Source organism: Sphingomonas sp. HMP9 (assembly GCF_013374115.1).
Classification (GTDB): domain Bacteria; phylum Pseudomonadota; class Alphaproteobacteria; order Sphingomonadales; family Sphingomonadaceae; genus Sphingomonas.
In genome coordinates this window covers 794,645-821,631 of sequence record NZ_AP022673.1, presented here as the reverse complement: position 1 = coordinate 821,631, position 26,987 = coordinate 794,645, and the positions used below count along the sequence as shown (strand labels likewise).

The following is a 26,987-nucleotide window of genomic DNA, read 5'->3' as shown; positions in this document are numbered from 1 at the left end:
GCGCGGCATGGCCGATCCTTTCTATATCACCACCGCAATCCACTATCCCAACGGGCGTCCGCATATCGGCCACGCCTATGAGATGATTGCCGCCGACGCGATCGCGCGCTTCCAGCGTCAGGCCGGGCGCGACGTGCTGTTCCAGACGGGCACCGACGAGCATGGTCTCAAGATGGTCCAGGCCGCGCGCGAACGCGATATCCCAGTGCGTGACCTTGCCAACGAAATGTCGTCGTATTTCCACGAGATGGCAGACCGTCTGGGCATCTCGTATGACCGGTTCATTCGTACCGTCGATGAGGATCACTACGCAGCGAGCGCGGCGATCTGGCAGGCGATGGCGGACGCGGGCGACCTGTATCTCGATCGCTACGAGGGCTGGTATTCGGTCCGCGACGAGGCGTTTTACGACGAATCCGAACTGACCGGGGAGGGCGACGATCGCCGCTCGCCGCAGGGCACGCCGGTCGAATGGACCGCCGAGGAGACCTGGTTCTTCCGCCTCTCGAAATATCAGCAGCCTTTGCTCGATCTCTTCGCCGCCAATCCCGATTTCATCCGGCCCGAGAGCCGGCGCAACGAGGTGATGCGCTTCGTCGAGGGTGGCTTGAAGGATCTGTCGGTTTCGCGGACCAGCTTCGACTGGGGCGTGCCCGTACCCGGCAGCCCTGGGCACGTCATGTATGTGTGGGTCGATGCGCTTACCAACTACCTGACCGGGATCGGCTATCCCAACATGAGCGGCGACAAGGCCAAATACTGGCCGGCCGATATCCATCTAATCGGCAAGGACATCGTCCGGTTCCACGCGGTCTATTGGCCGGCATTCCTGCTCTCGGCGGGTATTCCTTTGCCGAAGAGCGTGTTTGGCCACGGCTTCCTGCTCACCCGCGGCGAGAAGATGTCGAAGTCGGTCGGCAACGTCGTCGATCCAATGGCGCTGGCGGATGCATTCGGCGTCGATGCGCTACGCTATTTCTTCCTGCGCGACGTGAGTTTCGGTCAGGACGGAAGCTACTCGCCCGAGGCGATCGTGACGCGCGTCAATGCCGAGCTGGCCAACAGCTTCGGCAACCTTGCACAGCGGACTTTGTCTTTCATCGCCAAGAACTTGGGCGGTGAGTTTCCCACGGTTGGTACGGTCCAGGATGCCGATGGCATGCTGATCGAGGAGGTCATCATCGCCTGTGCCGGCTTTAAGTCAGGCTTCACCGATCTCGCGCTGTCGCAAGGGATCGAGGCGTGGATGCGCGGTGTGTTCGCGTGCAACCAGTATATCGACGCGCAGGCTCCCTGGGCCTTGCGCAAGACCGATCCCGAGCGGATGAACGCCGTGTTGCGCACGCTGGTCCGCGCGATCCGGATGCTCGCCATCACCATCCTGCCGGTCGTGCCCGAGTCCGCGGGGAAGGTGCTCGACCAGATCGGCGCGACCGAGCGTGATCATGCCGCGATCGACGACGATGGCTGGTACGACCGCATCGCTGCTTCCGGCGTCCTGATCGCACCGCCCGCGCCGGTGTTCCCACGTCTCGAACTGCCTGCGGGGGCCTGATGCTCGCCGACAGCCATTGCCATCTGAACTACAAGGGTCTTGTCGAGGACCAGCAGGCGGTGCTTGCCCGCGCGCGGGCGCGCGGCGTGACCGCGATGCTCAATATCTCCACGCGCGAGAGCGAATGGGACGATATCGTCGCGACCGCCGAGCGCGAGCCTGACGTCTGGGCGACGATCGGCATCCACCCGAACGAGGCGGACGTGTATCCCGACGTCGATGCCGCCAAGCTCATCGAGCGCGCGCGGCATCCGCGCGTGGTTGGCCTGGGCGAGAGCGGCCTCGACTATTTTCGCGACACCTCGGATCGCGCCCGCCAGCAGGCCAGCTTTCGCGCGCACATCGCGGCGTCGCGCGAGACCGGGCTGCCCATCGTCGTTCATACGCGCGATGCCGAGGACGATACCGCAGCGATCATGGCGGACGAGATGGGGAAGGGGGCGTATCCCGGCGTCATCCACTGCTTCACCGCGAGCGGTGCTTTCGCCGACAAGGCCTTGGACATGGGCCTCTACATTTCGATATCGGGGATCGTCACGTTCAAGAACGCGCGTGACCTGCAGGAGACCGCCGCGCGGTTGCCGATCGAGCGGCTGCTGATCGAGACCGACGCGCCGTTTCTCGCGCCGGTACCGCATCGGGGCAAGACCGGCGAGCCTGGCTTCGTCGCCGACACCGCGCAGTTCCTGGCCGACCTGCGCGGCGAAAAAGTCGAGGAATTATCGCGTCGTACCGCCGAGAACTTCCACACGCTGTTCGGTAAGACACGGGTGCACGGGGCGGACGCATGAAGATCACGATCCTCGGCTCCGGCACGTCCTCCGGCGTGCCGAGGATCGGCAACGACTGGGGCGAGTGCGACCCGGCCGAGCCCCGCAACCGCCGTACGCGTGCCTCCGCGCTGGTCGAGCATGACGGCACGCGGATTCTGGTCGACACGAGTCCGGACATGCGCGAGCAGCTGCTGGCCGCCGATATCGACCAGGTCGATGCGGTGATCTGGACGCACGACCATGCCGATCACTGCCACGGCATCGACGACCTGCGGCAACTCTTTCACGCGACCGGCACGCCGGTCCGCGGCTATGCACGGCCGTTCACATTGGCGGCACTCGACGCGCGCTTCACCTATGCCTTTCACGGTCGCCCCGGCTATCCACCGACGATCGCCGCCGAGGTCTTGCCCGATCGACTGACGATCGGCGGGATCGACATCCGCGTCACGGACCAGCCGCACGGCAGCATCCACGCCGCCGGCCTGCGGTTCGAGGCGGACGGTGTCTCGATCGGATATGCGACGGACTTCAACGTGATGACCGACGATATGGCCATCCTGTATGAGGATCTCGACATCTGGGTCGTCGACGCATTGCGCCGCCGCCCGCATCCCACGCACATGGCCTTGCCCGCCGTGCTGGAGTGGGTCGAACGCCTGAAACCCACGCAAACCGCACTGATCCATATGGACACTACAATGGACTACGCCACATTGCGCCACGAACTGCCCGCAGGTGTCGAGCCGGGCTATGACGGGATGGTGCTGACGGCGTGACACTCGACCTCGCCGCCCAATTCGCGCTGTACGCGATCATGCTGATCCTGCCGCTATCGGCACTTGTCGCGCGTCGGTTGCCGCTGACGAAAGCGCTGGCTTGGGTAGCGATTTTCGCGGTGGGGTTACTGTTCGCGAGCCAACGGGACCGGTTGTCGGGCCTGGAAACGCTGTTTGCCGACCAGCAGATCAGTGGGACTGCAACGCGGATCCGCATGGCCGAGGACGGGCATTTCTGGGCCGATGTCGATATGAACGGCGTACGACGGCGAATGCTGATCGATAGCGGAGCGACCACGACCGCGCTGTCGGCGGCCACTGCGAAGGCGGCCGGGCTGGACAGCGAAGAAAGTCCGTTCCCGGTGATCATAGCGACCGCCAACGGCCACGTCTCGGCACGCACTGGGACGGTTAGGCGCGTCACGATCGGAACGATCACCACGACCGATCTGGGTATCGTCACGTCGCCTTCATTCGACGATACCGATGTGATCGGCATGAACTTTCTGTCTAAACTCGGGTCGTGGCGGGTTGAGAAAAACACCCCCATACTTACCCCAATCCATGCTTAGATTTTACATAATGTATGTTATCGATCTCATTTCAGTAATCAAAATTTAGCTAACTTCGGATATCTCTCATGATTGAACGACTGACTTCCATCATGGCGCGATTGCGGGATCCGGTGGAGGGTTGCGAATGGGATCGAGCACAGACGTGGTCCTCGATCGCTCCTTATACGATCGAGGAAGCGTATGAGGTTGCCGACGCAATAGCGCGTGACCACCATGCGGACATCAAGGACGAACTTGGCGACCTGCTGCTTCAGGTAGTGTTCCACAGTCGGATCGCCGAGGAGTCCGGCGCATTCGATCTGGCCGATGTCGTCACCGCGATCAGTGACAAGATGGAACGCCGGCACCCCCATATATTCGGCGATGCCAGGACGTCGCCGGGTTGGGAAACGATCAAGGCCTCAGAGCGTTCAGACCGCGCCGATGGCAGTGCGCTGGCTGGCGTGGCAAGTGGCCTGCCGGCGCTAGCTCGTGCAGAGAAGCTGCAGAAGCGCGCGGCGCGCGTAGGGTTCGACTGGCCTGATGCGACGGGTCCACTAGCGAAGGTTTTTGAGGAAATCGAGGAGGTTCGCAAGGCTGGTTCGGATACAGTAGCGGAGGAAGTCGGCGACCTATTGTTTGCCGTGACGAACTGGGCACGGCATCTCGGCGTTGACCCTGAGGCCGCACTCAGGGCAGGCAATGCAAAGTTCGAGGCGCGCTTCCGAGCGATCGAGGTCGAAGGCGGCGCGGCGTTCGCTGGCTCGACGCTCGATCAGAAGGAAGAATTATGGGCCACCATCAAGCGTCGCGGCGGATGAACCGGTCATAATCGGTCTCGGATAGCCGAACGTCGTACGTGGTCTCGAGTTCATCGTTGACGCTACCGAGCACCTCGCCGTGCGCATGAAGCCACGCAGCGCCCGCACCGTCGCTGGCCTCGATGGCGATGCTGTACCGCCGATGCGCGTTGGTCAGCTTCGCCGCCACCTGCTCGACGAGATGCTGCACCCCTTCCCCGCTAAGCGCCGAGATCGCAACGACATCGTCGCGATGCGCCGCCTGCCCGGCAATCTCGTCGTGCGTATCTGCATCGAGCAAGTCGAGCTTGTTCCATACCTCGAACCTCGGAGTATTCTCGTCGACACCGATCTCGGCTAGCACAGTTTCTACATCCGCGCGCTGCGCCTCGGTATCGGGGTGCGCGATATCGCGGATGTGAACGAGCAGGTCGGCAGATACGACTTCTTCCAGCGTGGCCTTGAACGCCGCAACCAGCTGGGTTGGAAGATCCGAAACGAAGCCGACCGTATCCGAGAGGATCGCCTTGTCGACGCCCGGTAGCTGCATCTGCCGCAACGTCGGATCAAGCGTCGCGAAGAGGAGATCTTCCGCCATGACGTCGGCACCAGTCAGCCGATTGAACAGCGTCGACTTTCCGGCATTGGTATAGCCGACCAACGCGATCACGGGCCAGGGTGCGCGCTGACGTCGTTCACGGTGGAGCCCACGCGTTCGGCTAACCTGCTCGAGTTCACGCTTCAAGCGCGCCATCCGATCGCGGATTAGCCGACGATCCGCCTCGATCTGCGTTTCACCCGGACCACCGAGAAAGCCGAAGCCGCCGCGCTGGCGTTCGAGATGGGTCCAGCTCCGGACGAGTCGGCCACCCTGGTAATCGAGGTGCGCGAGTTCGACTTGCAAACGGCCCTCGGCCGTCGCTGCACGCTCGCCGAAGATCTCGAGGATCAGTCCGGTGCGATCGATGACCTTCACTTCAAGTGCTTTTTCAAGATTGCGCTGCTGGATCGGCGTCAGGCTCGCATCGAAGACGACGAGCCCCGCCTCTTCCATCCGTACCTGGGTCGCGAGCAGTTCAACCTGCCCGCTCCCGATCAACGTCGCCGGCTTGGCTTGACGAACACGATACGCAATCCGCTCGACGACCTTCACACCAATCGCAGCAGCGAGCCCCGCAGTTTCTTCCAGTCGAGCATCGACATCACGCGTCGCGTCCCCCTGATCGGGGAGAACGACGATCGCGCGTGTGCCCCGGGCGAACTCGTCCCGATCGCGTTCGAACCCGCTACTCAATCGTCACCGTCCGAATCATCGGCGTCATCCGTATCAGTTGGCTCTTCCGCCAGGTTCAGCGGGCGCGCAGGCTGAATCGTCGATACAGCGTGCTTGTAGACGAGCTGCGCCATACCCTCACGCTGAAGCAGCATACAGAACAGGTCGAAGCCTGCGATCTGGCCTTGCAGCATCACGCCGTTTATCAGGAACATCGTCACGCTGTCTTCGGATTTGCGCACGGCGTTGAGGAATATCTCCTGCAACAACGGATGCTTCTTCTGGTTCTCTCCAACGGCATCGACGATCGCCGACACGTCCATGGGTCCAGCAGGCATGATCGTCGAGATGGCATGCTTGTAGATCAGTTGCGACTGCCCATCACGACGGAGAAGAACCGAAAAATTATCAAACCACGTAACGATACCTTGCAGCTTAACGCCTTTGACAAGAAACATGGTGACCGGCGTCTTGGAGCGCCGGAGTGCGTTCAGGAACAGATCCTGAAGCGAGCCTGGTTTATCGGCCAATGGGATAACCCTTTGTTTTTGGCGGGACTTTGCCCGCGAGGCGCCGTTTCCCGGCGTCGGAGATGCACCCGGATCCCGGGCACGGATACTGATCTATGATCGCCGCCCTATTATATCCAGAGGGCGGCGAAAATGCGGCGTCTATTCCTCGCGCGTTTCGGTGATGCCAAGCAGCTTCAACTTCCGATGCAGCGCCGAACGCTCCATGCCGATGAAGCTTGCGGTGCGCGAGATGTTGCCGGAAAAGCGCCGGATCTGAACCCGCAGATATTCGCGCTCGAACGTCTCGCGCGCTTCACGAAGAGGCGACCCCATGATCGCGGTCGATCCGGCCGATCCGATATCGCCTTGATCACCCAGGACCTCGGCGGGCAACAGATCGAGATCGATGCGACCGATCCGGTCTCCCGGTGCAAGGATGATCGTACGCTCGACGACATTGCGAAGTTGGCGGACATTTCCGGGCCAGTCGTAGGACTGCAGCGCAACCATCGCATCCGGCGCGATTTCCGGCGTCGGCACGCGGCGTTCGGATGCGTAATGCGCAATGAAATGCTGGACTAGTGCGGGGATGTCCTCGCGACGATCGGACAGCGGCGGGATCATTACCGGTACGACGTTGAGCCGGTAATACAGGTCTTCGCGGAAACGGCCTTCCGCTATTTCAATGACCAGATCGCGGGCGGTTGCCGAGACGACACGGACGTCGACCTTGACGACACGCGTACCGCCAACGCGCGTAAAGCTCTGGTCGGTCAGGGCACGGAGAATCCGCGCTTGCGTCGCGATCGGCATGTCGGCGATCTCGTCGAGAAACAGCGTGCCACCATGCGCCTGCTCGAACAGGCCCGGACGGACGAGATCGCCCGCTTCCTCGACGCCAAACAGTTCCTCGTCCATCCGCTCGGGCGTCATCCGCGCAGCGCTAACGACGATAAACGGCGCGTCGGTCCGCAGGCTCCAACCGTGCAGCAGGCGCGCGGCGACTTCCTTGCCGACTCCTGCCCCGCCCATGATCAGCACGCGGCTGCCGGTTGCCGCTACCCGCTTCAGCGTCGCGCGAACGCCGTTGATCGAGCCGGAGCTGCCGGTCAGGTCGGTTTCACGACCGACACTCGCGCGCAGCGTGGCCACTTCGCGACGGAGGCGTTCGGTCTCGGTCGCGCGTGCGACCATCAGCAACAACCGCTCGGCCTCGAACGGCTTTTCGATGAAGTCGGACGCGCCGCGGCGGATCGCCGCGACGGCCGTATCCAGATTACCGTGGCCCGAAATCACCAGCACAGGGATCGACGGATCGCGACGCTTGATCTCGTCGAGCAGTTCCAGCCCGTCGAGACGCGAGCCTTGCAGCCAGACGTCGAGCAGCACCAGCGAGGGACGCCGTGCGGCAATCGCTTCCAAGGCAGAATCACTGTCGCCAGCGTCGCGGGTCTCATAGCCTTCGTCCTCCAGGACGCCGGCCACGAGTTCGCGAATGTCACGTTCGTCGTCCACGACGAGAATATCGAGCGCCATTAAATCATGTCCGGTTGCGGGTCATAGTGTCGAGTCGGCCCTCCCCAGCCAACTCGGATGCGGGAGCCCCTTGGTCGAGCGCGGCCAGCGCCTTGGCGTCGAAGATCATGGTGACGAGTGTACCGCCCCCCGGCCGATCGGAAAAGCCGATCGTGCCGCAATGTTCCTCGATGATCTTCTTGACGATGGCAAGGCCGAGCCCCGTGCCACGTGCACGGGTCGTCACATAGGGCTCGACAATTCGGTCGCGTTCCGCCGGCAGGCCAATGCCGGTGTCGGCGACCGCGATGCCGACCGTGTTCGCATCGCTGGTCAACGTCATCGTCACAGAACCGCCGGGTTCGCCCCGTGTTTCAATCGCTTCGACCGCGTTCTTGACAATGTTCGTCAGCGCCTGGCCGATCTGCCGCCGATCGCAAACCAGCGCGAGGCCGGGATCGTCCTGCACCAGTTGGAAGCTAATCGCCGGATGCGCGACCTCGTGCAGGAACAATGCCTGGCGTGCGGCATCGACCAGAGATTCCTCGCGGAACACTGGCTTGGGCATGCGCGCGAACGACGAGAATTCATCGACCATGCGGCGAAGATCGCCAACCTGGCGAATGATCGTGTCGGTCAACCGCGAGAACGTGCCGTCCTGCGCCTCGATCTTGCCACCATACCGACGCTGCAGCCGTTCGGCTGCCAGCTGGATCGGCGTCAACGGGTTCTTGATCTCGTGCGCGATGCGGCGGGCGACATCGGACCACGCGGCGCGGCGCTGATCGAGCAATTGTTGCGTAATGTCGTCGAAGGTCAGGATCGGTCCGGTCGCGGGTCGCGCGATCCGGACGGCGAGCGTGCGCATCTCGCCCCCCTGCCCGACCTCGACGATCGCCTCCCTGTCGCCGCTGTCGAGCATCGCGTCGAGTTCCGGCGCGACATCGCCGAGCTTGCGCCCGACGAGATTGACGCTGCCGGCCCCCGTTCCCAGCAACCCCGTCGCGGATGCATTGGTGATCGTGATCGTACGATCACGACCGGTAGCGATGACGCCGGCCGACACACCCGCCATCACCGCCTCGATCAGCGCGCGGCGGCTTTCGAGCTGGCCGTTGGCGGTGACGAGTTCGGTGTTCTGTTCTTCGAGGCGCACCGTCATCTGGTTGAAGGCATTGGCCAGCGTACCGACCTCGTCACGACTGCGCGGGTCGGGCACGCGCGCGGTCAGATCGCCCGCGGCGACCCGGCGGGCGGCGTCGACCAGCTCGCCGACCGGCCGCACGAGGCGATCCGCTACCGCCAGAGCTATCCACACGGCGACCCCGACGATCAGCAGCGATATCAGCAACAGCGCCGCGTTGAACCGCAATTGCAGGCTGCGCGAACGGGCAAGCAGCGACCGATAACTCTTCAGCACTTCGTTTGCGCGCGTCGTCTGCTCGGACAAAGATTTCGTATCCTCGACGCGGCCAGCGTAGAGGAACAGCTCGTCCGATCCCGGCAGCAGCGTGATCGTCTGGATACGATCGCCGGTTACTGCGAGAACCGCGCTCTTGCCCGATCGAAGCTCAGCGATCGCCGCGGGCGTGACGCGACGCGTAAAGTCGATCTCGTAGGGGTTGACGATCGCCAGCGTCTGGATGCCTTGCTGTGGAGACACCTTGAACAACGCCGCTTCCGAAAGACTGCGATAATAGACCTGTTGGAGGAACCAACCGGAGAAGTCGGGGCTCTGCAGCGAGCGTTCGCGCAGATACGCCGACATGTCGCTTGCCATCGTGACCGTGGCTTCCTGCCATCGGTTGAGCTGGCGCCCATAGGACGACTGGGCGAGCCCGGTTGCGTTCTCGAGCATCCCGCGTGCCTGATCGGAATACCAGAACTGAACGCCGTACTGAAACAGCAGCGAGGCGAAAATCGTCACCAGCAGCATCGGCAGCGCCGCGACGATCGAGAACAGCGCGACAAGGCGGACGTGGAGGCGTCCACCGCCGCCTACGGGTGACCGTGCGGCCCGGCGCATCGCCACGCGGCGGCCGAGCAGCATCAGCAACGCGATCCCGGGCACGAGATTGGCGATGAGCAGCAGCGCCACCAGCGGCGGCGGGATCAGGCGCTGCGGTGCGTCAGTGCCCGTGATGATGAAGTAGCTCGCGACGCCGATCGCAATCGCCACCGCGAGGACCAGCGCCTCGATCGCAGGCGTCACCGCAAACCGGTGCAGAGGCCCGTCTTCATCCATCGGTAGCGTCGCGGAAGCGATCATCGTTGCTTCGGTACAACGTCAATCGTTGCCTTGAAACCACATAATGCGCGATTTCATCGCTGATCCGGATCATTCGTACGCATGTCGGCAACCGTGATGCCGAGCGTATCGAGCCGCTTGCGCAGTGTGTTGCGATTTATCCCCATCGCCCGCGCGGCCCGCAGCTGATTTTGACCATGCCGCGCCAGCATCGCCTCGATCAGCGGACGTTCCACCTCGCCGATCACGCGGTCGTACAAGCTTCCGTCATCGAGTGCCGCGGGATCGTCACGGGCGATCCGCTCGATCAGCGCACGCACTGCATGGGCGATGTCGACATCGGCGGCTTGATCGGCGGTCGCTGATGTTCCGATCATCGCGCGGATCGCGTCGGCCGCGATCACCTCGTCGCGCGAGAGCACCGCCAGCCGGCGCATGAGGTTCTCGAGCTCGCGGACATTGCCGGGCCAGTCGTGCGCGCCGAGGGCAGTCAGTGCATCGCTTGCGAGTTGGCGCCTTGGAAGACCCTGTGCCGCGGCGTGGTCCAGGAAGTGACGCGCGAGCAAGGCGATATCCTGTCGTCGCTCGCGCAACGCCGGCAGCAGGATGGGCACGACGTTCAGGCGGTAGAAAAGATCTTCGCGAAAGTGCCCCGCGGCAACCTGCGCGTTGAGATCGCGGTTGGTGGCGGCAACGATGCGGACGTCGACGCGGATCGTCCGCGCACCGCCGATGCTGGTGAACTCGCCTGATTGTAGCACGCGGAGCAGGCGGGTCTGTGCCTCCATCGGCATGTCGCCGATCTCGTCCAGAAACAGCGTCCCGCCCGACGCCTGTTCGAACCGACCGGCATTGCGCGTCGCCGCGCCAGTGAACGCGCCACGCTCGTGCCCGAAGAGTTCGGCTTCGATTAGTTCGCGCGGGATAGCCGCCATGTTGATCGCCACGAACGGCGCCGCATTGCGGGGCCCGAGATCGTGGATCGCGCGCGCGACGAGTTCCTTGCCGGTGCCTGATTCGCCCGAGATCAGTATTGTCAGGTCGTTCGACACGACGCGGGCGATGATCCGATAGACGTCCTGCATCGCGGCAGACCGACCGATCAGCGGGAGTGCGCGATCCGCGTCGTGCAGCGCGTCCTCGCTGGCCATCCCGCCGCGGGCCAGCGCGCCCGCGACGGCGCGAGTCAGCACATCGAGGTCGAACGGCTTGGGGAGGTATTCATAGGCGCCGACTTCTGCGGCGCGGACCGCGGTGGTCAGCGTGTTCTGGGCCGAGAGGACGATGATCGGGAGCAACGGAAAGCGCGCGGCGACGCTGCGGACGTGGTCGATGCCGTCGCCGTCGGGGAGGATGACATCGGTGATGAGGACGTCGGGCAGCGACGCGGTCAGCGCGCGTTCGAGTTGCGCCAAACTGTCGGCGACCGTGACGTCATGTCCCGCCCGGCGGAGCGCCTGTCCGACGACGGTCCGGATTGCGGCGTCGTCGTCAACGACCAGGACAGTGCTCATGATGCCGCTCTGGGAAGCAGCAAGCGGAGGACGGTCATCTCGGGATTCCCTTCGCGGGCGTATTGGACAATGCCGCCCATGTCGCGCGTCAGCTTGTCGACGAGCGCGAGGCCGAGCCCCTGCCCTTCGCGACGGCCGGACACGAACGGATCGAACAGATGGTCGGCGATATCGGCGGGCGCGCCCGGGCCGTTGTCGAACACGCAAATCTCGATCGGCAGTGGCAGGCGCGGTTTGCCCGGCGCCGAACTGACGGTGATGCCGTGGCGGTAGGCGGTCGTCATCACGATGCGTGGTTCGCGTTCGTCTCTAACCGCTTCGCGGGCGTTCTTGAGGAGGTTTATGACGATCTGAAGCAGTGCGTCGCGGTTGATCTGTGCGGGCGGGAGCGACGGATCGAAGCGTTCCTCGATCACGATGCCGCGTGCGAACCCGGCCAGCGCGAGCCGACGGGCATGACCCAGCAGCGGGTAGATGTTCTCGCTGGCGAGCGGCAAGGGCCGCGTGTCGCTGAAATCCTGCATCCGGTCGATCAGCGCGGCGATGCGGTCGACCTCGGTCACGATCAGCGTGGTGAGTTCGCCTGCACCGAGCAGTTGGGCCGCACCGCGGATGCCCGACAGCGGGTTCTTGATCTCATGGGCGAGCATCGCCGCGGCGCCGACCGCAGCCCTAGCGCCGGCAGCGCGGTCTGCGGAATGGCCGAGCCGCCGTGAAGTCGCGGCGGAATGCAGCGTGATCGCGCGCCAGCCGGGATAGTCGGCGATCTGCGTCTCGGCGAAATCGACGCGAATCTTCACGCCACGCGCGGTCGCTATCTCGGTGTCGTAGACAGCCAGGCCGTGGCCATCGCGGTTGCGCGGATCGTCGGGCGGCGGGATGATCGCGTCGAGCGGTTGACCGATCATCAGCCGCTCGGACAGGTTCAGCAATTGTTCGGCGAGCGCGTTGGCATGCGCGACGCGGTGATCGGGATCGACGACGACGACCGCGACCGGCAAGGCCGCGAACAGGTCGGCGAAGCCCGGCCGTCCGCGTAAGCTGGTGTCACGCCGCTGCAAGTTCGCGCCAGGGAGCGTAGAACTCGGCCAGCATCGCCTTGACCTGCTTGGGGTCGGGAACCTGGTTCACCTTGTTGCGGAACTCGGCCGAACCCGGCAGTCCCTTGGTGTACCAGCCGATATGCTTGCGCGCCATGTTGACGCCGGTCTCGATCCCGTAATGCTCGAGCATCGCCTCGTAATGGCCTGCTATCGCGTCATATTGTTCGGTGATCGACGGGTCTTCGATGCGGCGGCCGGTGGCGAACCATTCCATCACCTGGCCGAGCACCCAGGGACGGCCATAGCTGCCGCGACCGATCATCAGGCCGTCGGCGCCGGACTGGTCCATGGCCGCTTCGGCATCCTCGATCGTGCAGATGTCGCCGTTGACGATCACCGGCACGCTCACCGCGTCCTTGACCTTGCGGACGAAGCCCCAGTCCGCGCTGCCCTTGTACATCTGGTTGCGCGTGCGGCCGTGGACGGTGATCAGCTTGATGCCGAGGTCCTCGGCGATCCGCGCGAGATCGGGCGCGTTGAGACTGTCGTGGCACCAGCCCATCCGCATCTTCAGCGTCACGGGGACGTCGACGGCCTTGACCGTCGCTTCGATGATCGCACTGGCGAGCTTTGTGTCGCGCATCAGCGCCGAGCCCGCATCGCCGTTGACGACCTTGCGCACCGGGCAGCCCATGTTGATGTCGATGATCGCCGCGCCGCGATCCTGGCTGAGCTTGGCCGCCTCGCCCATCTCGTACGGCGTGCAGCCGATCAGCTGCATCGACACCGGTTCCTCGAGCCGGTCCCACGCCGCCTTCTGCAGCGACTGGCGCGTCTCGCGGATCGCGGCCTGGCTCGCCACCATCTCGGTGACGTTGAGGCCGGAGCCATAGCGTCGCACCAAAGTGCGGAACGGCATATCGGTGACGCCGGTCATCGGCGCGAGCACGACGGGGCTTTCGATCCGGACGGGACCGATCTGGATGGGGGTCAAGTTACGCATGGATGTGCCTGAAAAAGAGGCATCCCCCTACCCTGTCCTGCGGTGTGCCGCAAGACTGGCGAGCGTCGGGACGAACCGCTAGGGCGCGGGGATGGCCCATGGACAGCGTATCGTCGCGATCATCGTCGCCGCCGGAACCGGCGTGCGCGCCGGGGGCGCGGTTCCCAAGCAATATGCGCGCATCGGCGGGCGACCGATGATCGCCTATTCGTATGACGCGTTCGCCGCGCATCCGGCGATTGCCGAGACGATCGTCGTGGTGGCCGACGGGCAGCAGGACATTGCGGTCGTTGCGCTTGGGGGCGATGCGACGATCGTCGTCGGCGGTGCGACGCGGCGCGAGTCGGTTGCGAACGGGCTCGCAGCGGTCGGCGCGGCAACACATGTGCTGATCCACGATGCGGCGCGTCCCTTTCTTTCCGCCGTGGTCATCGATTCGCTTGTCGACGCCTTGAAGACCAGGGACGCGGCCATTCCTGTGCTGCCAGTGACCGATACGCTCGCCCGCGGCAGTGTCCTGCTCGGCAATATCGTGCCGCGTGGCGACCTCAACCGGGTGCAGACTCCGCAGGCGTTCGCCGTGGAGGCGCTGCGGGCTGCGCATGCCATCTGGCCGGCGGACGAAGAGGCGACCGACGACGCGCAGATGGTGCGACGGCTTGGCGTCGGCGTCGCGTTGGTGCAGGGCTCGGCGATGCTCGAGAAAGTCACCCACCCCGAAGATTTCGCCGCCGCGGAAGCGCGTGTCGCATACGAGACCCGCACCGCGATGGGCTTCGACGTTCACCGGCTCGAAGCTGGGGAGGAGTTGTGGCTCGGCGGCGTGCTGATCCCGCACGACAAGGGCCTTTCTGGGCATAGCGATGCGGACGTCGCGCTTCATGCGCTGACCGACGCGCTGCTGGGTACGATCGCGGCGGGGGATATCGGCACGCATTTCCCGCCGAGCGACCCGCAGTGGAAGGGCGCCGACTCCGCGCAGTTCCTCCAGCACGCCGCGAAGCTCATCGCCGACAAACATGGCCGGATCGATTTCGTCGACCTGACATTAATGTGCGAGGCGCCGAAGATCGGCCCGCACCGCGCTGCGATGACCGCGCGGATCGCGGACCTGCTCGGGCTCTCGATCGATCGGGTGAGCGTCAAGGCGACGACGACCGAACGTCTCGGCTTCACGGGCCGCGGTGAAGGCATCGCGGCACAGGCCGTCGCAACCGTCCGCGTCCCGGGATCACCGTTTTGAAGATCGTTGCCGCGCTTGCGACGATCGCCTTGCTCGCAAGCCCGGCGGTGGCGCAACCGCGTTGCCTCACCGGTGCGGAGGCCGAATCGCTGACCTTGGTCGCGATGCCCGACATTCTCCGCGAGACCGGGCGGGTCTGTGCGGCGCAGCTCCCGGCGGCCAGCCTGATTCGGCGGCAGTCGAGCGCGCTCATCGGGCGGTACGAGACAGAAGCCGAGCGGGCATGGCCGGCGGCCCGCGCGGCGATCGTCAAGCTCAGCGATCCTGCGGTCGATGCACTGCTCGACTCCGATTTCGCGCGCCCGTTGCTGACGACGTTGCTCGTGCCGCAGATCGTCGGGCGGATCGCGCTGCGCGATTGCGCGACGATCGACCGGCTCGTCGCGCTGCTCGAACCGTTGCCGCCCCGCAACACCGCGGGGATCGTCGTCGAGACGCTGCGCTACCTCAAATCGCAAAAGACGCGTGGGGGTGCTATCTCGGTCGCGTCGTTGCCCCTGTGCTCGGTGGAGACTCGCTGATGGATACGATCCTTCCCGCCGAACTCGTCGACGCGGCGCGTCGGGTGATCGAGGAAAATCGCGCCATCGGACGCCGCGTCGCGGTCGCCGAGAGCTGCACCGGTGGCCTCGTCGCTGCGGCGCTGACCGAGATCCCCGGGTCGTCGGACGTGTTCGAGGTCGGCTTCGTCACCTATTCGAACGCGGCCAAGCTCGGCGTGCTCAAGATCAGTTCGGACGTGCTGGAAACGTTCGGCGCGGTGTCGATCGCAGTCGCCTGGAGCATGGCCCAAGCCGCACTCAAGCAATCGGGCGCGGACATTGCGGTCGCGATCACTGGCGTCGCCGGTCCGGGTGGCGGCTCGCTGAAGAAGCCGGTCGGTACGGTCGTGTTCGGCCGTGCGGAAAAGGGCAGCGACCCGTCCGACGTCCATGCCGACCGGAAAGACTTCGGCGATCTGGGGCGCGGCGGGATCCGACTTCAGGCCGCGTTGTGGGCGCTCGAACTTTTGCTGCCGGACGCGTCGGCGCCGTAGAGCTCGGCCGCCCGCGTCTCGAACGCGCCGATCATCTTGCGCAGTGCGGCACCGAAGACCTGCCCGGCGATCATCTCGAACATCCGGTTTTTGAACGCAAAGTCGACGGTGAAATCGACCGCGCAGCCCTGCGGCTCGGGCCGGAAATGCCATTCGTTGCGCAGATATTTGAGCGGACCGTCGACATAATCGACGGTGAGTTCGCTCGGCCGGACCTTCTCGACGCGCGAGGTGAACGTCTCGCGCAGGCCCTTGAAGCCGACGATCATGTCCGCGAGCGTCTCGGTCTCGCTGTTCGATCGCACCCGCATCGCGCTGACCCAAGGCAGGAATTCGGCGTAGCGACCGACATCGGCCACCAGGTCGAACATCTGCTCAGGCGTGTACGGCAAGTGACGCGTTTCCGAATGCTTGGGCATCAGATGCGCACGACGCCCAGCTTGGCATCACGATTGGCACGCAACTGCTCGAAATCGTCGCCGGCGTGATAGCTCGACCGCGTCAACGGCGACGACGCGACCAGCAGGAAGCCCTTGGCGCGCGCGATCGAGGCATAGGCGTCGAACGCCTTGGGCGGCACGAACTCGGCGACCTTCGCATGACGCGGCGTCGGCTGGAGATACTGACCCATCGTCAGGAAATCGATGTCGGCACAGCGCATGTCGTCCATCACCTGATGGATCTCCAGACGCTCCTCGCCCAGCCCGAGCATCACACCCGACTTGGTGAAGATCGACGGGTCGTGGCGCTTCACACTCTCCAGCAGCCGCAGCGACGCGTAATAGCGCGCGCCCGGGCGGATCGTCGGATAGAGCCGCGGCACCGTCTCTAGGTTGTGGTTGTAGACGTCCGGACGCGCCTCGACGATCGACTCGATCGCGGCCTGCGCCTTGTTGCGGAAGTCGGGCGTCAGAATCTCGATCGTCGTGGTCGGGTTCGACGCGCGGATCGCCTGGATGACCTTCACGAACTGCGACGCACCGCCATCGGGAAGGTCGTCACGATCGACTGACGTAATGACGATGTGATTGAGCCCCATCTGCGCAGCCGCATCGGCGACGTTCTGCGGCTCCATCCGGTCGACCGCGCGCGGCATGCCCGTCTTGACGTTGCAGAACGCGCACGCCCGTGTGCAGGTATCGCCGAGGATCATCACCGTGGCATGCTTCTTCGACCAGCATTCGCCGATGTTCGGGCATGCCGCCTCTTCGCATACCGTGGTGAGGCTTTTCGATCGCATCAGCTCGCGGGTTTTTGCGAAGCCAGCGGAGGTCGGCGCCTTGACGCGGATCCAGTCGGGCTTGCGCGCACGAACCGGCGCAGCCATCGGGGTCATGTCGTTCATGGACGCCAGATAGCCCCGCCCTGCTCTTGAGACAATGGCAGCCGATCGCGTCGTCGGCTTGGAATCACCGTTCGCCGAGGATAAAAACTTCCCCGGGAACCAGTTGGAACATGACAAGTTTGTCATGTTGCAATGCAACCGTCCATGAAAGGCTAACCGTGCCCACTCACTTTCCGGAAATGATCGAAGGCTATCACCGCTTCAAGGATGGCCCCTGGGAGCAGCAGCGCGAGCGCTGGAAGGAGCTGCAGGAAGGTCAGAGCCCGAAGGTGATGATCATCGCCTGTTCGGACAGCCGCGTCGAACCCGCGCAGATCTTCGACACGCTGCCCGGCGAAGTGTTCGTCGTCCGCAACGTCGCCAATCTGGTGCCGCCCTACGAGACCGGTGGCGGCCATCACGGCGTGTCGGCGGCGATCGAGTTCGCCGTAACCCAGCTGAAGGTCGAAGAGATCGTCGTGATGGGCCACGAGAAGTGCGGTGGCTGCAAGGCCGCGCTGACCCAGGCATTTGCCGACGCGGACCATGGTGCCGGCGGCTTCGTGTCCGACTGGGTCAGCCTGCTCGACGGCGCGCGCGAGAAGGTCATCGCCAAATATGGTGACAGCGACGAGGCCGGTCGCGAGATGGAACTCGAGTCCGTCCGCACCTCGATCGCCAACCTGCGCACCTTCCCGTTCGTCAGACGGGCCGAGTCCGCCGGCACGCTGGCGCTTCGCGGTGCGTATTTCGGCATCGACAAGGGCCAGATGCTGCTGCTCAACTCGGATGACGAGTTCATCCAGGCTGAGGCAACAGAGGCCAACGCCGCAAAAGCCTAACGGGTCAGCGAAGGCCCAACGCCTTTTCCGCCACACGCTTGACCTTAGGGTCTAGCGCTGGCGGGACCATCGATACGCTCGCTTCGAGGCGGTCCGCGATCAGCGTCAGCGCTGCGATCCGGGCCGCCTTTTTGTCGTTGCCGTCGATCACGGTCCACGGTGCGGTCGCGGTATCGGTGCGCGCGAACATCTCCACCATCGCCTCCAGATAGTCGCCGCGCTTCGACCGATTGTGGTAATCGTCGAGCCCGGTCTTCCAGTGCTTCCACGGATCGTCGAGCCGCGCCTCGAGGCGACGGTCCTGCTCCTTCTGCGTGGTATGGACGAACAGCTTGATCAGCGTCGTGCCGCTCTCGACCTGCTGCGCCTCGAACGCGTTGATCTCTTCATAGGCGTGGCGCCATTGGGTTTCGCTGGCGAACCCTTCGACGCGCTCGACCAGGACCCGGCCGTACCAGCTGCGATCGAATACCGCGATATTGCCGTTGGCCGGCAGGCGGTTCCAGAAGCGCCAGAGGAAATGGTGCGCCTTCTCGTCCGCGGTCGGCGCGGCGATCGGCCAAACCTTGTAGTTGCGGGGATCCCACTCAGCGGACAGGCGCTGGATGATGCCGCCCTTGCCCGCAGCGTCCCAGCCCTCGAACATGACGATCGCGCGCGTGCCCCCGACGATGTGCGCGACCTGGATGTGCTCCAGGCGCTCCTGCAGTTTTGCAAGGTCGCGCTTGTACTTGCCGTCGTAGGCGTCGCCGCTTTCGTAATCGGCCAGATGGATCGTCATGCATTTCTCTCCGTCGCTCGTGGGGTATGAACGTTCCAAGGGCCGCGACGACGCAAGACGAACCAATAATAGCCGATCGAGAGCAGGATTTCCGCTACGGTCATGATGAGGCCGGGACCGCGCCGATCGAGACCCAGTCGAAAGCGGTGCGGTACCCAACTCTAAACCCTCTCTCCTCGGGGGAGAGGGAGGGGCTCGGCCGCGCTTGCAGGTGGGAGAATGAGGGCACGCGGTCCATGACTGAACGTGCCCTCACCCTCGCTCGCTTTGCGCGCTTTCCCTCTCCCCGCCGGGGAGAGGGTTTAGGCCATTACCCGGCGTTGGGTGCGACCACCTTGGCCGGATCCTTCGGGCCATCGACGGTCAGGCGGATGTTGAGTTCCTTCAACTGCTTGGCGCTGACCGGGCTCGGCGCGCCCATCATCAGGTCCTCGGCCTTCTGGTTCATCGGGAATAGCACGACCTCGCGGATGTTCGGCTCGCCCGCGAGCAGCATGACCATCCGGTCGATCCCCGGCGCCGACCCGCCGTGCGGCGGCGCGCCGACCTTGAACGCGTTGATCATGCCAGCAAAGTTCGTGTCGACATCGGCCTGCGTGTAGCCCGCGATCTCGAACGCCTTGTACATGATCTCGGGACGGTGGTTCCGGATCGCGCCCGACGACAGTTCGACGCCGTTGCAGACGATGTCGTACTGATAGGCGAGGATATCGAGCGGATCCTTGTTTTCCAGCGCGTCCATCTCGCCCTGCGGCATCGAGAACGGGTTGTGGCTGAAGTCGACCTTCTTGGCGTCCTCGTCATATTCAAACATCGGGAAGTCGACGATCCAGCAGAATTCGAAGCGGTTCTCGTCGATCATGCCGAGGTCGGCACCGATCCGCGCGCGGGCGGCACCGGCGAGCTTGGCGGCGGCGAGTTCCTTGCCGGCGGCGAAGAAGATGCCGTCGTTGGGGCCAAGACCCATCTCGGCGATCAGTTTCCGGGTCGCTTCCTCGCCGTGGTTCTTGGCGATCGGACCACCCAACTCGCCATTCTTCTGCGTGATGTAGCCGAGCCCGGCATGACCTTCGGCGCGCGCCCAGTCGTTCATGTCGGTGAAGAACTTGCGGCTCTTCTCGGCGGTGTTCGGCGCGGGGATCGCGCGGACCACGTCACCGCCGGCGACGATCCCGGCGAACAGGCCGAAGCCCGAATCGACGAAGTGATGGCCGACGTCGTGGATCAGGATCGGGTTGCGCAGATCGGGCTTGTCGCTGCCATATTTCAGCATCGATTCGCGGTAGGGGATGCGCTTGAACGGTAGCGCGGAGACCTGCCTACCCTTGCCCTGCCAGTCGGCGAACTCCTCGAACACGCCGTGCAGGACGGGCTCGATCGCGTTGAACACGTCGTCCTGCGTGACGAAGCTCATCTCGAAATCGAGCTGGTAGAACTCGCCCGGCGAACGGTCGGCGCGTGCGTCCTCGTCGCGGAAGCAGGGTGCGATCTGGAAATAGCGGTCGAAGCCGGCCACCATCAGCAGCTGCTTGAACATCTGCGGCGCCTGCGGGAGCGCGTAGAACTTGCCCGGATGGACCCGGCTGGGGACGAGATAATCGCGCGCGCCCTCGGGGCTCGACGCGGTCAGGATCGGCGTCTGGAATTCGGTGAATCCCTGCCCGTTCATGCGGTTGCGCAGCGAGGTAATGACCTGGCTGCGGAGCATGATGTTGGCGTGGAGCCGCTCGCGACGCAGGTCGAGATAGCGATAGCGCAGGCGGATATCCTCGGGGTACTCGGCCTCGCCCGCGACGGGCATCGGCAGTTCGCCCGCCATCGACTGGACGGTCGCGGCGGTCGCGCGGACCTCGATGCCGCCGGTCGGCAGGTTCGGGTTCACCGCCTCGGGTGCGCGTGCGGTCACCTTGCCGGTTATCGTGACGACGCTCTCGCTCTTCAGGCCCTCGATGACCTTGAAGACGGGGCCCGACACGTCGGTGACGATCTGCGTGATGCCGTAATGATCGCGCAGATCGATGAAGACCAGGTCGCCGTGATCGCGCTTCTTGTGGACCCAGCCCGATACGCGGACCTCCTCGCCGACCTGTTCGGGACGGAGGGCGGCGCAGTTATGGGTGCGATAGGCGTGCATGATGGGTCTTCTCGGACGATAAACAGGTGTCTGGCGCTTCCCTTCCTCACCCGCCTTTGTCAACCCGGACTACCCTCGCTATGGAAACGTCATGCATATCCACCCGCTTATCTCCGACAGTGCCACGCTCGCCAATCTGTGCGCGCGCATGGCCGACGCCGACTATGTGTGCGTCGACACCGAATTCATGCGCGAGAGCACCTATTACCCGGAGCTCTGCCTGATCCAGATCGCCGACGACAAGGAAGCTGCGGCGATCGACCCGATGGCGCCGGGCATCGACCTGAAGCCGCTGCTCGACCTGCTCGTCGAGAATCACGACGTGCTGAAGGTCGTCCATGCCGGCGGTCAGGATATCGAGATCGTCTACAACCTCACGGGCAAGACGCCCTTCCCGCTGTTCGACACGCAGGTCGCGGCGATGGCGCTCGGCCAGGGCGAACAGATCGGCTATTCGAACCTGGTCGACAGTTGGCTCGGCATCGCCGTCGACAAGGGCGCGCGCTTCACCGACTGGGCGCGCCGGCCGCTCGATGCGCGGCAGATCGAGTACGCGATCGGCGACGTGACGCATCTGTCGAAGATCTTCCCCAAGATGCTCGAGCGACTGCGCAAGACGGGGCGCGGCGTATGGCTCGATCAAGAGATGGAGCGGCTTGGCGATACCGCCAATTACGCAAACGATCCCGATCTGGCGTGGAAGCGAGTCCGGATTTCAGGGCGCAAGCCCGAGGTGCTCGGACGACTCAAGGCTCTCGCGCGGTGGCGCGAACTCGAGGCGCAGGCGAAGGACCTGCCGCGCGGCCGGATCGTCAAGGACGAGACGCTCGGCGACATGGCGGGCCATCCGCCCAAGAAGCAGGCGGATTTGGCGCGAGTGCGCGGTCTGTCGGCGAGCTGGGCCGGGAACGACATCGGCGGCCGGCTGATGGCGGCGATCGAGGGCGCGCAACCGCTCGGCGAGGACGAACTCCCGCCGCGCGACGATCGCAAGCCTGGGCTCGGCAAGGAGGGCTCGCTGGTCGCGGATCTCCTCAAGCTGCTGCTGAAGATCCGCTCGCGAGATATTGATGTCGCGTCGAAATTGCTCGCGCGGACCGACGAGCTCGAGGCGCTTGCCGCTGGCGTGCGGACTGGGTTGCCGATGCTCGAGGGTTGGCGGTTCGATCAGTTTGGCCGCGACGCGCTCGATCTGGTGGAAGGTCGACTGGCGTTTGCGGTGATCGGCGGAAAGCTCAAGATGACGCGTACGGAGGATGCCGCATGAAGATCGTTCTGGTTGCCGCCCTGCTGGCGTCCGCGGCGTGCACGCCGGTCGAGATGCGTGGCGAGACTCCCGCTGCGGCCCCCGTCGCAGCCCCGACCGAATCCGCGTGCAATGCGGATTCGCTGGGCGATCTGGTCGGCAAGCGCGCGAGCGATGCGCGGGCGGACGTGATGCAGACGCGGTCGGGTGCACGGACGCTGCGCTGGATTGCGCCGAACACCGCGACGACGAAGGATTTCCGCGTCGATCGGCTGAACGTCTATGTCGATGCGAAGGGGCGGATCGAACGCTTCACCTGCGCCTGAGGCCGAGCCTTTAGACCCTCCTCCGCCAGGGGGGGTGGCGCCGAAGGCGACGAAGGGGACACGGAACGGGCGTTTCCCTTTCCGCCCCCTCCGTCAGGCTGAAGCCTGCCACCTCCCCCTGGCGGGGGAGGATTCGAGGGAGCGACGGTTACGCGATCGTCAGCAGCGCCTTGCGGCCGAGCGCGGTGGCTAGCGCGTTATGGCGACGTTCGACCGCCTCGCCGTACAACCCCTTGTCCTCGGGAAGCAGGGTCAGCGTCAGCGTGAGGCCGTCATCGGTCAGCCGCGACCGTTGGAGCGGGCCGGCGAGCCCACCGCTCATCCGCTGACCGAGTCGCATCGCAAGTCCCCACACCGTAGCGCTTTTTATCGCCGCGGGTGACGCCAGCCGGCCGACTGGGTCGGCCGCCGCGAGATCGCCGCCAAGGCTTGCATAGAGCGCCTGTGCGAGCATGCCCCGGCCGGGCGCGTCGATCGCGACCCAGTTGCCGTGCAGCGCGACCTCGACCCCGCGTTCGGCGCGGAACTCCGGATTGGCGCGCCAGCCGACATCGGCGAGCAGGCAGGCGGTGTGCCGTATCCGCGCCATCGCGGCGGGTTCGCCGACGAACAGCGGTGCGATCCAGCGATCGAGGAGATCACCATGCTCGGGAAAACGCCCGAGCAGCCGACCTTCCTCGCGCGCGGCGACGATCAGCGGATCGAGCGTGCGGTCCGCGCGCTTCAGGTCTTCGTAGAGCAGCCCCTCACGCAGGCCGTAGGCGGAGACGATCGTCGTCCGGCTGCCGAGTTGCCGCATGAGCACGCCCAGCAGGGCCGCGGCGTCGGCAAGCGTTGCCGAACGGCCTGATGACAGTCCGGGAGTGGCCTTCAGCCGCGGCTTTGAAAGCTGCGGGATCGTGCGGCTGAGACGCGTGATCGTCGCGGCGGTCATCGTATATTGATGGATGATCGGCAGCGGATAGTCCGACAGTTCCATGTCGAGACGCGCCAGCGCCCGCCACGATCCGCCGACGAGATACAACGGAAGCCCCTGCCCGCGCGCCGTCCAGCCCGCTTGGCGGATCAGGCGGGCGACGAGCCGTTCAAGGACCTTGCCACGTTTAGCGCGGATCGGACCGATGCGCAGCACGCCGAGCGGAAACGAGACGCGATCCTCGATCTTGCCGTGGCGAACGCGAACGAGTTCTAAACTGCCGCCGCCGAGATCGCCGACGATGCCGTCCGCATCGGGGATCGCCGAGAGCACGCCGTACCCCGCCGCGCTGGCCTCCTGCTCGCCAGACAACGTCTCGACCTTGAGACCGAGTTGTTCTGCGGTCGCAATAAGTTCGCCGCCGTTCTTCGCATCGCGTACCGCCGCCGTCGCGACCGTGCGGAGTGTCGAGCATTCCATCTCGCGGGCGACGGCAGCGAACCGCGCCAAGGCGACCCGTGCCGTCTTCAACGCGGATTTCTCGATCGAGCCGGTAGCGGCAAGCCCGCGCCCTAACCCGGCCAGAACCTTCTCATTGAACCGGATCGCGGGCAGTCGCGGCGGCCCCTGATACACAACCAGGCGGATCGAGTTCGAGCCGATGTCGATGATCCCCGTGCGCGGGTGATCATCGGTCTCGGCCTTGGGCGGCGCGTTGCCGAACAGGCGGTGTGCGACGCTCATCGTTTTCGACGGAGCGACAAGGTCGGCACGGCATTGCTGGTCGCGAGCGAGGCACCACGGCCGGAAAGCGACGGATTGGTCATGAAATACCGATGCAGGTTGAAGGGGCGGTCGCCGGGATCGACGCGATTATACTCGCCATCGGGTTGCAGTTCCCAGCTCTGCTCGTTGTCGATCAGGTTCGCGACCATCACCTGATCGAGGATCTGGTCGTGGACGGTCGGGTTGAGGATCGGCAACATGTATTCGACGCGACGATCGAAGTTGCGCGGCATCCAGTCGGCCGACGAGATGAACAGCTTGGCGCCGTCATTGGGCAGCGCCTTGCCATTGCCGAACGCCCAGATCCGGCTGTGCTCGAGGAAGCGTCCGATCACCGACTTGACGCGGATCGTCTCGGACAAGCCCGGTACGCCTGGGCGGAGGCAGCAGATGCCGCGGATGATCAGGTCGATCTCGACCCCAGCCCCGCTCGCCTCGTACAGCTTCTCGATCACCGCGGGGTCGACCAGCGAGTTCATCTTCGCCCACACGCCGGCCGGCTTCCCTGCGCGCGCATTGGCGATCTCGACGTCGATCAGGTTCATGAGATTCTGGCGCAGGTCGCGCGGCGAGAGGCTGACTCGCGCCATGTCGGTCGGTTCGACATAACCGGTGATGTAGTTGAACATCTGCGCCGCATCACGCCCCACCGCCGCGTCGGCGGTGAAGAAGCTGAGGTCGGTATAGATCTTGGCGGTGACCGGGTGATAATTGCCCGTGCCGAAATGGCAGTAGGTGCGGAACGCAGACCCTTCGCGGCGGACGACCAGCGACACCTTGGCGTGCGTCTTCCAGTCGATGAAACCGTACACCACCTGCACGCCCGCGCGTTCCAGCGCTGAGGCCCAGACCATGTTCTGCTCCTCGTCGAACCGTGCCTTCAGCTCGACGACCGCAGTCACCGACTTGCCGGCTTCGGCCGCGGTGATCAGCGCGTTGATGACCGCAGGCTGCTTGCCGGCGCGGTAGAGCGTCTGCTTGATCGCGACGACATCGGGGTCGTTCGCCGCCTGTTTCAGGAAGGCGAGCACCACCTCGAACGTCTCGTACGGATGGTGGACGACGATGTCCTTGGCCTTGATCGCGGCAAAGCAATCGCCGCCGAATTCGCGGATCCGCTCGGGAAAGCGCGGCGTGAAGGGCGGAAACTTGAGGTCGGGACGATCCTCGTCGACCAGACCGTCGAGATCGACGATGCCGAGCAGGTTGCCGCTTTCGGTGATGATCGCATCAGCGCCGCCGAGTTCGTCCTTGAGAACGGCCGCGAGCACGTCGGGGATTCCGGTCTCGAGTTCCAGACGGATCACGCGGCCGCGGCGCCTGCGCTTGATCGCATTGGCGAAGTAGCGGACGAGGTCTTCCGCCTCCTCCTCGATCTCCATGTCGCTGTCGCGCAGGACGCGGAAGCTCGCCGCAGCGAGCACCTCGTAGCCCGGGAACAGGACTGGGGCGAAGCGCTTGAGCAGCGTCTCGATCGCGATGTAGCGCGCCGGCTCGCCAGGCAGGCGGACGAACCGCGTCATCGTGTGCGGCAGCATCACCAGCTCGCGCACCGGCTCGTTATCCGAAATTCGGACGAGATCGAAGATGACCGACAGGCCGCGGTTCGGGATGAACGGGAACGGATGTGCCGGGTCGAGTGCCTGCGGCGTCAGGATCGGGAAGATCTGATCGCGGAAGTGCGTTTCGAGCCACTCGTCGGCCTCGCCTTCGATCGCCTCGCGGCGCAGCACGAACAGCCCGGCCTCGTCGAGCAGCACGCGCAGGTCGCCCCATACCGCCTGCTGGCTCGCCATCAGCGCATCGGCCTCCCGGACGATCGCGGTCAGCTGCTGGCCTGCGGTGAGCCCGTCCGCAGAGCGGCGATCGACGTCCTGCGTCTGCTGGCCCTTCAGCCCGGCAACGCGGACCATGAAGAACTCGTCGAGGTTCGAGCCTGAGATCGACAGGAAGCGAAGCCGCTCGAGCAGCGGGTGCGCTGGGTTGCACGCTTCCTCCAGCACGCGACGGTTGAACGCCAGCCAGGAGAGCTCGCGGTTGAAGAACCGGTCGTTCGGCTCTGCGCCGATGGGATCGTCGTCGTCTTCCGCTTGGCGGACGATATGCGCTGGACGGTTCATCGGTCCTCTTGGGGTCTTATGGTGACGTAAAGAGCGGCAGATCCAGGGCAAGCTGTGGCCGCAGGATCAGCCCGGCCTCGGTGAGGGTCGTTCGTGCAAGAGGAATGGACAAGCGCTTGCGGCGTTCCATCGCCTCCTGATCGAGCGCATCGACGGTTCGCGTTACGGTAATATGACTACGCTCAATTCGGGTGGCGAGCCAGTCGATCAGATCGGGTCGCGCATCGAGGCTCCGCCGTTCGAACAGATGCGCGAGCAGCAGCCGCATGAGTTCGTCGTCGGGCGCACCGATCGCCGCGATCGGGCTGGCGGCAAGACGCGAGCGGAGGTCCGGGAGCTTCACCTTCCATTCGGGCGGCGCCGCATCGGCGACGATCAGGAGCGGCCGATGCTCCTCCTGCGCGCGGTTCCAGGCGTGGAACAACTGCGTCTCGGGTACGCGCTCGGCATCGTCGATGATCGTGCCGCCGCTCTTCGCCGCGAAGATGCGTGCGAGCAGGCTGCGGCCCGATTTGCGCGGGCCGGTGAGGATGGCGGTCATGACAGGCCACGTCGCGGTATGCTCCAGCGTGTGGACGGCCCGCGAATTGGAGGGGGTAACCAGGAAGGCGTCGTCGCGAGGGTCCGCCGGCCAACCGAGTGGCAGCGCGATTTGAGTCATCTT

The 26,987-nt window shown here is 64.8% G+C and carries 25 protein-coding genes; 11 read left to right on the top strand and 14 right to left on the bottom strand.

The window, feature by feature from the left end:
• Window positions 1–7 precede the first annotated feature (7 nt).
• From metG to mazG, 5 genes are all read left to right on the top strand, one after another.
• Window positions 8–1,555: a methionine--tRNA ligase gene (gene metG / locus HMP09_RS03570; protein ID WP_176499217.1), complete on the top strand. Its 1,548-nt coding sequence runs from the start codon at window positions 8–10 to the stop codon at window positions 1,553–1,555.
• Window positions 1,555–2,346, top strand: coding sequence for a TatD family hydrolase (locus tag HMP09_RS03565; protein WP_176499216.1), 792 nt, complete (start codon window positions 1,555–1,557; stop codon window positions 2,344–2,346). The genes metG and HMP09_RS03565 overlap by 1 nt, the downstream gene beginning before the upstream one ends.
• Window positions 2,343–3,107, top strand: coding sequence for an MBL fold metallo-hydrolase (locus tag HMP09_RS03560; RefSeq protein WP_176499215.1), 765 nt, complete (start codon window positions 2,343–2,345; stop codon window positions 3,105–3,107). Before HMP09_RS03565 ends, HMP09_RS03560 begins: the two co-directional genes overlap by 4 nt.
• Entirely contained in the window at window positions 3,104–3,679 is a 576-nt protein-coding gene (locus tag HMP09_RS03555; RefSeq protein ID WP_232090627.1) for a retropepsin-like aspartic protease family protein, read from the top strand. Before HMP09_RS03560 ends, HMP09_RS03555 begins: the two co-directional genes overlap by 4 nt.
• Window positions 3,680–3,747: 68 nt before the next feature.
• Entirely contained in the window at window positions 3,748–4,482 is a 735-nt protein-coding gene (gene mazG, locus HMP09_RS03550; protein ID WP_176499214.1) for a nucleoside triphosphate pyrophosphohydrolase, read from the top strand.
• On the opposite strand, the gene hflX is transcribed toward mazG, so the two are convergent.
• The 7 genes from hflX to dusB form a co-directional block, all read right to left on the bottom strand.
• Window positions 4,463–5,755, bottom strand: coding sequence for a GTPase HflX (gene hflX / locus HMP09_RS03545; protein ID WP_176499213.1), 1,293 nt, complete (start codon window positions 5,753–5,755; stop codon window positions 4,463–4,465). The two genes, mazG and hflX, sit on opposite strands and share 20 nt — an antisense overlap.
• Window positions 5,752–6,264 (bottom strand): RNA chaperone Hfq, encoded by a 513-nt coding sequence (gene hfq / locus HMP09_RS03540; RefSeq protein WP_232090625.1) that lies wholly within the window; start codon window positions 6,262–6,264, stop codon window positions 5,752–5,754. Before hfq ends, hflX begins: the two co-directional genes overlap by 4 nt.
• A gap of 141 nt (window positions 6,265–6,405) precedes the next feature.
• On the bottom strand, window positions 6,406–7,782 hold the full coding sequence (ntrX, locus tag HMP09_RS03535) for a nitrogen assimilation response regulator NtrX (protein WP_176499212.1): 1,377 nt from the start codon (window positions 7,780–7,782) through the stop codon (window positions 6,406–6,408).
• A 4-nt stretch (window positions 7,783–7,786) separates the two neighbouring features.
• Window positions 7,787–10,030: a sensor histidine kinase gene (locus HMP09_RS03530; RefSeq protein WP_176499211.1), complete on the bottom strand. Its 2,244-nt coding sequence runs from the start codon at window positions 10,028–10,030 to the stop codon at window positions 7,787–7,789.
• Window positions 10,031–10,083: 53 nt separating this feature from the next.
• Window positions 10,084–11,523 (bottom strand): nitrogen regulation protein NR(I), encoded by a 1,440-nt coding sequence (ntrC, locus tag HMP09_RS03525; protein WP_176499210.1) that lies wholly within the window; start codon window positions 11,521–11,523, stop codon window positions 10,084–10,086.
• Window positions 11,520–12,584: a two-component system sensor histidine kinase NtrB gene (locus tag HMP09_RS03520; protein WP_176499209.1), complete on the bottom strand. Its 1,065-nt coding sequence runs from the start codon at window positions 12,582–12,584 to the stop codon at window positions 11,520–11,522. The genes ntrC and HMP09_RS03520 overlap by 4 nt, the downstream gene beginning before the upstream one ends.
• Window positions 12,571–13,569 (bottom strand): tRNA dihydrouridine synthase DusB, encoded by a 999-nt coding sequence (dusB, locus tag HMP09_RS03515; protein ID WP_176499208.1) that lies wholly within the window; start codon window positions 13,567–13,569, stop codon window positions 12,571–12,573. The genes HMP09_RS03520 and dusB overlap by 14 nt, the downstream gene beginning before the upstream one ends.
• A 91-nt stretch (window positions 13,570–13,660) precedes the next feature.
• On the opposite strand from dusB, the gene HMP09_RS03510 reads away from it, so the two are divergent.
• Genes HMP09_RS03510 through HMP09_RS03500 form a run of 3 tightly spaced genes read left to right on the top strand, consistent with a single transcriptional unit; the run spans window position 13,661 to window position 15,848 of the window.
• The gene (locus tag HMP09_RS03510) at window positions 13,661–14,812 is read left to right on the top strand and encodes a bifunctional 2-C-methyl-D-erythritol 4-phosphate cytidylyltransferase/2-C-methyl-D-erythritol 2,4-cyclodiphosphate synthase (protein ID WP_176499207.1); all 1,152 of its coding nucleotides are present in this window, start codon (window positions 13,661–13,663) and stop codon (window positions 14,810–14,812) included.
• Window positions 14,809–15,333: a hypothetical protein gene (locus tag HMP09_RS03505; protein WP_232090624.1), complete on the top strand. Its 525-nt coding sequence runs from the start codon at window positions 14,809–14,811 to the stop codon at window positions 15,331–15,333. The genes HMP09_RS03510 and HMP09_RS03505 overlap by 4 nt, the downstream gene beginning before the upstream one ends.
• Entirely contained in the window at window positions 15,333–15,848 is a 516-nt protein-coding gene (locus tag HMP09_RS03500; RefSeq protein WP_176499206.1) for a CinA family protein, read from the top strand. The genes HMP09_RS03505 and HMP09_RS03500 overlap by 1 nt, the downstream gene beginning before the upstream one ends.
• On the opposite strand, the gene HMP09_RS03495 is transcribed toward HMP09_RS03500, so the two are convergent.
• Together HMP09_RS03495 and lipA are read right to left on the bottom strand one after the other, a co-directional pair.
• Window positions 15,794–16,267: a type II toxin-antitoxin system RatA family toxin gene (locus HMP09_RS03495; RefSeq protein ID WP_055876000.1), complete on the bottom strand. Its 474-nt coding sequence runs from the start codon at window positions 16,265–16,267 to the stop codon at window positions 15,794–15,796. The two genes, HMP09_RS03500 and HMP09_RS03495, sit on opposite strands and share 55 nt — an antisense overlap.
• A complete protein-coding gene (gene lipA / locus HMP09_RS03490) occupies window positions 16,267–17,193 on the bottom strand; it encodes a lipoyl synthase (protein WP_056415016.1) in 927 nt (308 codons plus the stop codon). The genes HMP09_RS03495 and lipA overlap by 1 nt, the downstream gene beginning before the upstream one ends.
• 179 nt (window positions 17,194–17,372) lie before the next feature.
• On the opposite strand from lipA, the gene HMP09_RS03485 reads away from it, so the two are divergent.
• Window positions 17,373–18,014: a carbonic anhydrase gene (locus tag HMP09_RS03485; protein WP_232090837.1), complete on the top strand. Its 642-nt coding sequence runs from the start codon at window positions 17,373–17,375 to the stop codon at window positions 18,012–18,014.
• Window positions 18,015–18,018: 4 nt separating this feature from the next.
• Here the strand turns inward: HMP09_RS03485 and HMP09_RS03480 are convergent, their stop codons facing one another.
• Both HMP09_RS03480 and aspS read right to left on the bottom strand, forming a co-directional pair.
• Entirely contained in the window at window positions 18,019–18,795 is a 777-nt protein-coding gene (locus tag HMP09_RS03480; RefSeq protein WP_176499204.1) for a polyphosphate kinase 2 family protein, read from the bottom strand.
• Window positions 18,796–19,105: 310 nt separating this feature from the next.
• On the bottom strand, window positions 19,106–20,929 hold the full coding sequence (aspS, locus tag HMP09_RS03475) for an aspartate--tRNA ligase (protein WP_176499203.1): 1,824 nt from the start codon (window positions 20,927–20,929) through the stop codon (window positions 19,106–19,108).
• Between the two features lie 91 nt (window positions 20,930–21,020).
• On the opposite strand from aspS, the gene rnd reads away from it, so the two are divergent.
• Both rnd and HMP09_RS03465 read left to right on the top strand, forming a co-directional pair.
• The gene (rnd, locus tag HMP09_RS03470; protein WP_176499202.1) at window positions 21,021–22,196 is read left to right on the top strand and encodes a ribonuclease D; all 1,176 of its coding nucleotides are present in this window, start codon (window positions 21,021–21,023) and stop codon (window positions 22,194–22,196) included.
• Complete coding sequence (locus HMP09_RS03465) at window positions 22,193–22,501, top strand: I78 family peptidase inhibitor (protein WP_176499201.1); 309 nt, start codon at window positions 22,193–22,195, stop codon at window positions 22,499–22,501. The genes rnd and HMP09_RS03465 overlap by 4 nt, the downstream gene beginning before the upstream one ends.
• Window positions 22,502–22,649: 148 nt before the next feature.
• Here HMP09_RS03465 and HMP09_RS03460 read toward each other — a convergent pair whose 3' ends face one another.
• The 3 genes from HMP09_RS03460 to HMP09_RS03450 are packed head-to-tail and all read right to left on the bottom strand — an operon-like array spanning window position 22,650 to window position 26,984.
• Window positions 22,650–24,161 carry a Ppx/GppA family phosphatase gene (locus HMP09_RS03460; protein WP_176499200.1) on the bottom strand — a complete coding sequence of 504 codons (1,512 nt, stop codon included), beginning with the start codon at window positions 24,159–24,161 and terminating at the stop codon, window positions 22,650–22,652.
• Window positions 24,158–26,323 carry an RNA degradosome polyphosphate kinase gene (locus HMP09_RS03455; RefSeq protein ID WP_176499199.1) on the bottom strand — a complete coding sequence of 722 codons (2,166 nt, stop codon included), beginning with the start codon at window positions 26,321–26,323 and terminating at the stop codon, window positions 24,158–24,160. Before HMP09_RS03455 ends, HMP09_RS03460 begins: the two co-directional genes overlap by 4 nt.
• A 16-nt stretch (window positions 26,324–26,339) precedes the next feature.
• Window positions 26,340–26,984, bottom strand: a complete 645-nt coding sequence (locus HMP09_RS03450) for an HdaA/DnaA family protein (protein ID WP_176499198.1) — start codon at window positions 26,982–26,984, stop codon at window positions 26,340–26,342.
• Window positions 26,985–26,987: the final 3 nt, after the last annotated feature.

Excerpts from the sequence above, each read along its gene's own strand:
- metG (WP_176499217.1), top strand. The coding sequence starts at position 8 with ATGGCCGATCCTTTCTATATCACCACCGCAATCCACTATCCCAACGGG.
- HMP09_RS03565 (WP_176499216.1), top strand. The coding sequence starts at position 1,555 with ATGCTCGCCGACAGCCATTGCCATCTGAACTACAAGGGTCTTGTCGAG.
- HMP09_RS03560 (WP_176499215.1), top strand. The coding sequence starts at position 2,343 with ATGAAGATCACGATCCTCGGCTCCGGCACGTCCTCCGGCGTGCCGAGG.
- mazG (WP_176499214.1), top strand. The coding sequence starts at position 3,748 with ATGATTGAACGACTGACTTCCATCATGGCGCGATTGCGGGATCCGGTG.
- ntrX (WP_176499212.1), bottom strand. The coding sequence starts at position 7,782 with ATGGCGCTCGATATTCTCGTCGTGGACGACGAACGTGACATTCGCGAA.
- HMP09_RS03530 (WP_176499211.1), bottom strand. The coding sequence starts at position 10,030 with ATGATCGCTTCCGCGACGCTACCGATGGATGAAGACGGGCCTCTGCAC.
- ntrC (WP_176499210.1), bottom strand. The coding sequence starts at position 11,523 with ATGAGCACTGTCCTGGTCGTTGACGACGACGCCGCAATCCGGACCGTC.
- dusB (WP_176499208.1), bottom strand. The coding sequence starts at position 13,569 with ATGCGTAACTTGACCCCCATCCAGATCGGTCCCGTCCGGATCGAAAGC.
- HMP09_RS03510 (WP_176499207.1), top strand. The coding sequence starts at position 13,661 with ATGGCCCATGGACAGCGTATCGTCGCGATCATCGTCGCCGCCGGAACC.
- HMP09_RS03500 (WP_176499206.1), top strand. The coding sequence starts at position 15,333 with ATGGATACGATCCTTCCCGCCGAACTCGTCGACGCGGCGCGTCGGGTG.
- HMP09_RS03495 (WP_055876000.1), bottom strand. The coding sequence starts at position 16,267 with ATGCCCAAGCATTCGGAAACGCGTCACTTGCCGTACACGCCTGAGCAG.
- lipA (WP_056415016.1), bottom strand. The coding sequence starts at position 17,193 with ATGAACGACATGACCCCGATGGCTGCGCCGGTTCGTGCGCGCAAGCCC.
- HMP09_RS03485 (WP_232090837.1), top strand. The coding sequence starts at position 17,373 with ATGATCGAAGGCTATCACCGCTTCAAGGATGGCCCCTGGGAGCAGCAG.
- HMP09_RS03480 (WP_176499204.1), bottom strand. The coding sequence starts at position 18,795 with ATGACGATCCATCTGGCCGATTACGAAAGCGGCGACGCCTACGACGGC.
- aspS (WP_176499203.1), bottom strand. The coding sequence starts at position 20,929 with ATGCACGCCTATCGCACCCATAACTGCGCCGCCCTCCGTCCCGAACAG.
- rnd (WP_176499202.1), top strand. The coding sequence starts at position 21,021 with ATGCATATCCACCCGCTTATCTCCGACAGTGCCACGCTCGCCAATCTG.
- HMP09_RS03465 (WP_176499201.1), top strand. The coding sequence starts at position 22,193 with ATGAAGATCGTTCTGGTTGCCGCCCTGCTGGCGTCCGCGGCGTGCACG.
- HMP09_RS03460 (WP_176499200.1), bottom strand. The coding sequence starts at position 24,161 with ATGAGCGTCGCACACCGCCTGTTCGGCAACGCGCCGCCCAAGGCCGAG.
- HMP09_RS03455 (WP_176499199.1), bottom strand. The coding sequence starts at position 26,323 with ATGAACCGTCCAGCGCATATCGTCCGCCAAGCGGAAGACGACGACGAT.
- HMP09_RS03450 (WP_176499198.1), bottom strand. The coding sequence starts at position 26,984 with ATGACTCAAATCGCGCTGCCACTCGGTTGGCCGGCGGACCCTCGCGAC.